This window comes from Nitrococcus sp., assembly GCF_059432795.1.
Genome location: NZ_JBXWZQ010000107.1, coordinates 1 through 6,235, shown reverse-complemented (window position 1 = coordinate 6,235; position 6,235 = coordinate 1). Strand labels below are relative to the sequence as shown.

Annotated in this window: 9 protein-coding genes and 1 pseudogene; all 10 read left to right on the top strand. The window is 65.2% G+C overall.

Translation table 11 applies throughout. From position 1 onward, the window contains the following. Positions 1–110 precede the first annotated feature (110 nt). Positions 111–1,028, top strand: coding sequence for a ribose-phosphate diphosphokinase (locus AC52Q4_RS08030; protein WP_495536277.1), 918 nt, complete (start codon positions 111–113; stop codon positions 1,026–1,028). 228 nt (positions 1,029–1,256) lie between these two features. Continuing rightward, positions 1,257–1,551, top strand: a pseudogene (locus AC52Q4_RS08025) (phosphoketolase family protein); the annotation flags it as partial. A gap of 12 nt (positions 1,552–1,563) precedes the next feature. Continuing rightward, positions 1,564–1,722: a phosphoketolase family protein gene (locus AC52Q4_RS08020; protein WP_495536278.1), complete on the top strand. Its 159-nt coding sequence runs from the start codon at positions 1,564–1,566 to the stop codon at positions 1,720–1,722. Positions 1,723–2,092: 370 nt separating this feature from the next. Beyond that, entirely contained in the window at positions 2,093–3,547 is a 1,455-nt protein-coding gene (atpD, locus tag AC52Q4_RS08015; protein ID WP_495536276.1) for a F0F1 ATP synthase subunit beta, read from the top strand. Positions 3,548–3,555: 8 nt separating this feature from the next. Continuing rightward, entirely contained in the window at positions 3,556–4,002 is a 447-nt protein-coding gene (locus tag AC52Q4_RS08010; RefSeq protein WP_495536275.1) for a F0F1 ATP synthase subunit epsilon, read from the top strand. Next, positions 3,989–4,267, top strand: a complete 279-nt coding sequence (locus tag AC52Q4_RS08005; protein ID WP_495536274.1) for an AtpZ/AtpI family protein — start codon at positions 3,989–3,991, stop codon at positions 4,265–4,267. The genes AC52Q4_RS08010 and AC52Q4_RS08005 overlap by 14 nt, the downstream gene beginning before the upstream one ends. A gap of 29 nt (positions 4,268–4,296) precedes the next feature. Continuing rightward, positions 4,297–4,578 (top strand): N-ATPase subunit AtpR, encoded by a 282-nt coding sequence (locus tag AC52Q4_RS08000; RefSeq protein WP_495536273.1) that lies wholly within the window; start codon positions 4,297–4,299, stop codon positions 4,576–4,578. Next, the gene (locus AC52Q4_RS07995) at positions 4,575–5,246 is read left to right on the top strand and encodes a F0F1 ATP synthase subunit A (protein ID WP_495536272.1); all 672 of its coding nucleotides are present in this window, start codon (positions 4,575–4,577) and stop codon (positions 5,244–5,246) included. Before AC52Q4_RS08000 ends, AC52Q4_RS07995 begins: the two co-directional genes overlap by 4 nt. Positions 5,247–5,251: 5 nt before the next feature. Continuing rightward, complete coding sequence (locus AC52Q4_RS07990) at positions 5,252–5,494, top strand: F0F1 ATP synthase subunit C (RefSeq protein WP_495536271.1); 243 nt, start codon at positions 5,252–5,254, stop codon at positions 5,492–5,494. Between the two features lie 91 nt (positions 5,495–5,585). Beyond that, on the top strand, positions 5,586–6,235 hold a 650-nt coding region (locus AC52Q4_RS07985), incomplete at its 3' end, for a F0F1 ATP synthase subunit B family protein (RefSeq protein ID WP_495536270.1).

The window sequence follows — 6,235 nt, the reverse complement described above, 5'->3', positions numbered from 1 at the left end:
GCTTGTCTTGCATGCCGAGTCCAAGGGTGAGCTCGCCTACGCGTTGGATTTCTGGGAGCAAAGGCCTGGCATTGTGAGCGTCTATGACGATATCCCGGGGAGTGCGGCCGGTGCATGATCCGCTGATCTATTCGCTGACCGAGGACGCCGTGCTCGTTCAGTCTTTGGCTAAGACGCTCGGCGCCCACGTCGGCCGCCTGGCGCAGCGTCGGTTCCCGGATGGAGAGTGCTATCTGCGCATCCTGGACGACTGCACCGCCTGCCCCACGGTCGTGGTCGCGGACCGTGCCGACCCGGACGCCCAGATTCCGAGAGTGTTGTTTCTGGCGGAGACACTACGCGAGCTAGGGGCATCGCCGGTTGGCCTGATTGCTCCTTACTTACCCTACATGCGCCAGGACAAGCGCTTCCAGAGGGGCGAGGCAATCACATCCAGGCATTTCGCGGGCTGGATCTCCCGTGCCTTTGACTGGCTAGTAACCGTCGACCCCCACTTGCATCGTTACCCGAGCCTCGATGCGCTCTATTCGATCCCATCTCGCGTTGCCCACGCGGCGCCGGCCATTGCGAGCTGGATGACGAAGCATGTGCCCCGACCGGTACTTCTCGGGCCGGACGCTGAGAGTGAACAGTGGGTCGCCGAGGTGGCACGTCGGGCCGGTGCGCCCTACGCGGTTTTCCATAAGCGGCGATTCGGGGATCGGGTGGTGGCGGTGGAGTCCGCGGAGCTGACGGCCTGGCGCGAGCGCACGCCTGTAGTCGTCGACGATGTCATCTCCTCCGGGCAAACCATGATCGCCGCTGTTCGTCGGGTAGGGGAGGCGGGCCTCGCTGCACCGCTTTGCATCGGGGTGCACGGCATTTTCGCGGACGAAGCGCTGCAAGCACTTTATGCAGCCGGCGCACAGCGGGTTCTGATCTGTCGCACTGTGGCCCAGAACGCCTTGGCCGATAAAGTGACGCAGATCGATGTCTCAACTCTGATAGCCGAGGCGGTAGCCGCGGTAACCGCAGAGCGCGAGGAATAGCCACGCGGCCGCACAAAGTGACTAAGCCGAAGGGTTCATACATCTGCGCGCAAGAGCCAAAGCTTAAGTCTGTCGCTTAATCCATCCTAGTCGTCAACAGCGGCGGGGTATTTTGAAGCATTAAGTGATGAAAATTTCCGCGGTGGTTGGTCGGAGGATACACGGATGAGCGATGGGGTAACGCAGGCGGAGGAAACGGGGACGCTGACGCAAGAAAAGCTGGCGTGCATGAACGCTTACTGGCGGGCCGCGAACTACCTCTCGGTCGGGCAGATTTACCTGCTTGACAATCCGCTTTTGCGCGCGCCGCTCAAGCCCGAGCACGTCAAGCCGCGGCTTTTGGGACACTGGGGCACGACGCCTGGATTGAATCTCATCTATGTCCATCTCAATCGGGTCATCAAGAAGCATGACCTCGACATGATCTATGTGACCGGCACCCGGCCACGGTGCGCCCGGCATCGTAGCGAACGTCTACCTGGAAGGAACCTACAGCGAAATCTATCCGCATGTCTCACAGGACGTAATCGATCGTGTGCCGAAATTGCACATCAAGGCCGCCTATGCGAAGCAGGCCATGCGCGACAAGTTGATCGACCACAAGGAATACATTGTCAAGGAGGGACAGGATATGCCGGAGATCCGGGACTGGCAGTGGCCCCATCCCCAGCCGGATCCAGTGAAGACCCGTTGAGACCGTAAAGCCGCCGAATGAGTTCAAGGAAATGGCTGCCGATAAAATACCCGATACGCAAGGCGAGGGAGCTTGGCCAAGGCGTTTGGTTTAACTACGTCCGGGTTATCAGGTGCCACCTTTTGAATCCAATTGTGTTCCTAGGGGAATACTCGTATATCGAAAGTTTTAATTTAACTAATTGTAATTTATACAGTAACATCGATATTCAAAATCAATTAGTGCAGTACTATACTTCGCCTGCCCTCTGAAACAGGATGATGGGGACGCTCGCGTCGGCACAGACGGAGGCGGCGGGCGTCTCGATGCCGACCACCCGGCGTATGGAGGCCAGCGAGCAAAACATGTGCGCCCACCTGGATACGGCGCCGTGACAGCGCATAGGGACAATGCCGAAGTTCGCCGCCAAGGGGCCAGGACGACGGGTACGGTCCACGCGGTACGTGGCGCGGTGGTGGATGTGCGGTTCGACGACGGCGTGCTACCCGCTCTCGACGACGCGCTCGTCATAGCAGGCGCGGATGGCCCGTTGCGCGCCGAGGTACAGCTGCACGTCGACCCGCATACCGTGCGTGCGGTGGCGCTGGAGCCGACCACCGGGCTCGCGCGCGGCGCTCCGGTACACCCGACCGGGATGCCGATCAGCGTGCCCGTGGGCAATGCGCTTCTGGGGCGGGTCATCGATGTGCTGGGACGGCCGCTCGACGGCGGCGAACCGATCGATCCAACCGCACGGAGCTTACCGATCCATCGCGCGCCACCGGCGCTCGCGGTACAGAAAGCCAGCTACGAACCTTTCGAGACCGGTATCAAAGTCATCGACCTGCTGACGCCGCTCGCCCGCGGAGGCAAGGCGGCCATGTTCGGCGGGGCGGGCGTCGGCAAGACGGTGCTGGTGATGGAGCTCATCCGGCGCATGGTAGAGGGCTATGAAGGCATCTCCGTCTTCGCGGGCATCGGCGAACGGACCCGCGAGGGTCACGAGCTGCTGCTCGAGATGCGCCAGTCCGGTGTTCTCGGGCGCACCGTCCTGGTGTTCGGGCAGATGAACGAGCCGCCGGGCGCACGCTGGCGGGTGGCCGCGACGGCGCTCGCCGTTGCCGAGCATTTCCGCGACGTGGCGGGCCGCAACGTGCTGTTGCTGATGGACAACGTCTTTCGCTTCGTACAGGCCGGAGCCGAGGTCTCTGGCCTGCTCGGACGCCTACCGTCGCGGGTCGGCTACCAGCCAACTCTCGCGACCGAGGTGGCGGGTCTCGAGCAGCGTATCGTCTCGGTCGAGGGCGCAACGGTCACCTCGATCCAGGCTGTGTACGTCCCGGCGGATGATTTTACCGACCCGGCCGTGGCCGAGATTTTTGGCCACCTGGATAGCAGCATCGTGCTTTCGCGCTCCATCGCGGCGGAGGGTGCCTACCCGGCTGTCGATCCGCTGCTCTCCTCCTCGGCACTGCTCGACGAGGACGTCGTGGGCGTCGAGCACTTTCGGGTAGCCGAAGCCGTGCGCGAGAGCATCGCGCGCTACCGCGAGCTGCAGGACATCATCGCGCTGGTGGGAATGGAGGAGCTCGGCGCGAGCGATCGCGCGACGGTACGCCGCGCCCGCCGCCTACAGCGTTTTCTCACCCAGCCCTTCACGGTGACCGAGGCGTTCACGGGTCTGCCCGGGCGCTCGGTGCCAGTGGCTCGCACGGTCGCGGACTGCGCGGCCATTATCGACGGTCACTGCGACGACTGGGACGAACGCTCGCTCTACATGGTCGGAGACCTGGACGAGGCGGCGGCGCGCGAGCGCAAGTCGGCCACACCGGTAAGCGGCGAATGAGACTCGAGGTGTCCACCCCGACCGCGATCCCGGTGCGCGAGGATGATCTGGTATCGGTGCGCGTCGAGGATGCCAGCGGGAGCTTCGGTATCTGGGCCGGTCACGCCGATCTGATCACCGTGCTGGCGGTGTCGGTCCTGAGCTGGCGCCGGCGAGACGGGAGCGAGGGTTACTGCGCCGTGCGCGGCGGGGTACTCACCGTCCGTGGGGGCCACCAGATTGCCGTCGCCACTCAGGAGGCCGTGCCGGGCGAGGATCTCGCCCGTCTGGAACGTGACGTGCTCGGCCGGCTGCGGGCGGCCGAGGAACAGATGCGCGACGCTCGGACCCAAGCCCGCCGGCTGCACGTAGCGGCGCTCGAGCAGCTGGTGCGTTACGCCCGTCCCGGCGGCGCCATGGCTGCCGGTCCGGGACGACTCGCCCCTCGGCCGGAGGCCTCGGATGGCGGCGGATGACGAAGAACGTCTCGCGCAGGCCGCGCGACGCCGGCACGCACGCGAGGCGCGCTGGCGCCGCGAGGGGGAGCGATCGCTCGGGCGCAACCTCGCGATGATCGGTGCGTACGGCTGGCTGGTAGTCGTTCCCACCGTCGGTGGTGTCTTTCTGGGGCGTTGGCTCGATGGGCTTCGCGGGAGCGGCATCCTTTTCACCGGCGCGCTCGTCGTGCTCGGCGCGGGCGCTGGCATGTGGTTGATGTGGCGGCGAATGAACGAGGACTAGCCGGCGCGGAACGAGAGCAGGCATGAACGATGGCTGAGCCATGGATCTGCGGACACATGGTGAGGGAGATTGGGCTCGGGCTCGCCGCCGGGTTTGCCCTGGCGCAGGCGCACCTCGCAACGCTGGCCGTGAATGTGCGGCTCTACTTGACCCCCGGCGCTGCATGGCGGCCCATTGGCCTGCACGTCGCGCGCCTCACGGTGGTCGTTTCGAGCTTCACGTTCGCTGCACTGTTCGGCGCGCGCACCCTCATCGCGATGCTCGCTGGATTCACCCTGGGACGCGCGATTGCGCTTAGGCGGCAGCGATGACTGACTCGCCGCTCGTCGCCCCCGTGATCTTCCAGCTCGGACCGGTGCCGATCACTGCCCCCGTGCTCGGAACTCTTGTGGTGATGGCGGTGCTCGTAGGCATTGCCTGCCTCGCGTCCGCCCGACTGGCGAGCCGCCCTTCGCGCTGGCAGAGCGCGCTGGAGATCGTCGTGCTCGCCATCGACAAGCAGCTCCGGGACACCATGCACTGCGACCCGCGTCCCTACCTCTCGTTGCTCGGCACGCTCTTCCTGTTCTTGCTCACCGCCAATCTGTCGGGACTGCTCCCGGGCGTGACCCCGCCGACGGCGTATATCGAAACCGCTGCCGCCCTGGCGGCGGTGGTATTCTTTTCCACCCACTGGTTCGGGATCCGGCGCCAGGGGTTCGCCAAGTACCTCGGCGGCTACCTCAAGCCCCAGTGGTTCATGTTCCCCCTCAACGTGCTCTCGGAGCTGACGCGCACCTTTTCGCTGATGGTGCGGCTGTTCGGCAACGTGATGAGCGGGCATTTCATCATCGCCATCGTGCTGTCGCTCGCCGGGCTGCTCGTACCGGTACCATTGATGGCGCTCGAGCTGCTCACCGGCATCGTCCAGGCATACATTTTCACCGTGCTCGCCGCCGTCTTCATCGGTGCGGCGGTGGGCTCCATCGAAAGAGGCTAGCTGCAATGACCATACAGATGATCAGCGTTCTCGGCGCCACGTTGGCGGTGGCTTTCGGCGCCATCGGACCGGCACTGGGGGAAGGCCGCGCGGTCGCCGCTGCCATGGACGCCATCGCGCGCCAGCCGGAGGCGGCGGGGACCATCTCGCGCACCCTGTTCGTCGGGCTCGCGATGATCGAGACCATGGCCATCTACTGCCTCGTGATCGCGCTTCTCGTGCTCTTTGCGAACCCGTTTACGGCATGAGTGGCCGGGTCGAGCGGTGGTGGCGACGTAACTTGGTGACGCCGATGCACGTCTTGCTTGCCCCGCGGCGGGTGACCGGGAACCGAATGCGATGAGCATCGACTTCTGGACCATCGGTCTCGAGGCCGTGAACTTCCTCGTCCTCGTCTGGCTGCTCGAGCGCCTTCTCTACCGGCCCGTGCTCGGTGTGATCGGCCGCCGGCAGGCGGAGATCGAGCGTCTGCAACAGGCCGATGAGTCGGCGCACCGGGCGCTCGCGGCGGAGCGGGAGGGACTGGAGCAGGAGCGGGAGTCGGCAGCGGCCGAGCGCGCGCGAGCGCTCGAGGAAACGCACAGCCAGGCCCGTGAGGAGCGAGCCCGTCTGGAGACGGAGGCGCGAGCCGAAATGGAGCGACTCCTCGCCGCGGGCCGGGCGCGACTCGAGCACGAGCGCGCCGACGCGGCACGGGCGCTCAGACGTAAAAGCGTCGAGGTTGGAGTGGGAATCGCACGCAGACTCCTCTCCCTCAGCACCCCGCCCGGCGGTGACGGGCGCTTCGTCGAGGCCGTTTGCCAACAGCTCCGGAGCATGGAAGAAAGCGACCGTTCCCGGCTCGTCGCAGGCCTGGGTGAGCGTTCCGTCGTTCGCGTGGTGACCGCCGAGGAACTGGATATGCGGCGGCAGAACGAGTGCCGCGAGCGCATCGCGAAGGCGCTCGGCCGTGCGGTCGACACGACGTTCTCGGTCGACGCTTCGCTGAT

Bases quoted from the DNA above. Each gene is read 5' to 3' on its own strand.
- AC52Q4_RS08005 (WP_495536274.1), top strand. From the start codon at position 3,989: ATGGCGGCGGATGACGAAGAACGTCTCGCGCAGGCCGCGCGACGCCGG.
- AC52Q4_RS08000 (WP_495536273.1), top strand. From the start codon at position 4,297: ATGGCTGAGCCATGGATCTGCGGACACATGGTGAGGGAGATTGGGCTC.
- AC52Q4_RS07995 (WP_495536272.1), top strand. From the start codon at position 4,575: ATGACTGACTCGCCGCTCGTCGCCCCCGTGATCTTCCAGCTCGGACCG.
- AC52Q4_RS07990 (WP_495536271.1), top strand. From the start codon at position 5,252: ATGACCATACAGATGATCAGCGTTCTCGGCGCCACGTTGGCGGTGGCT.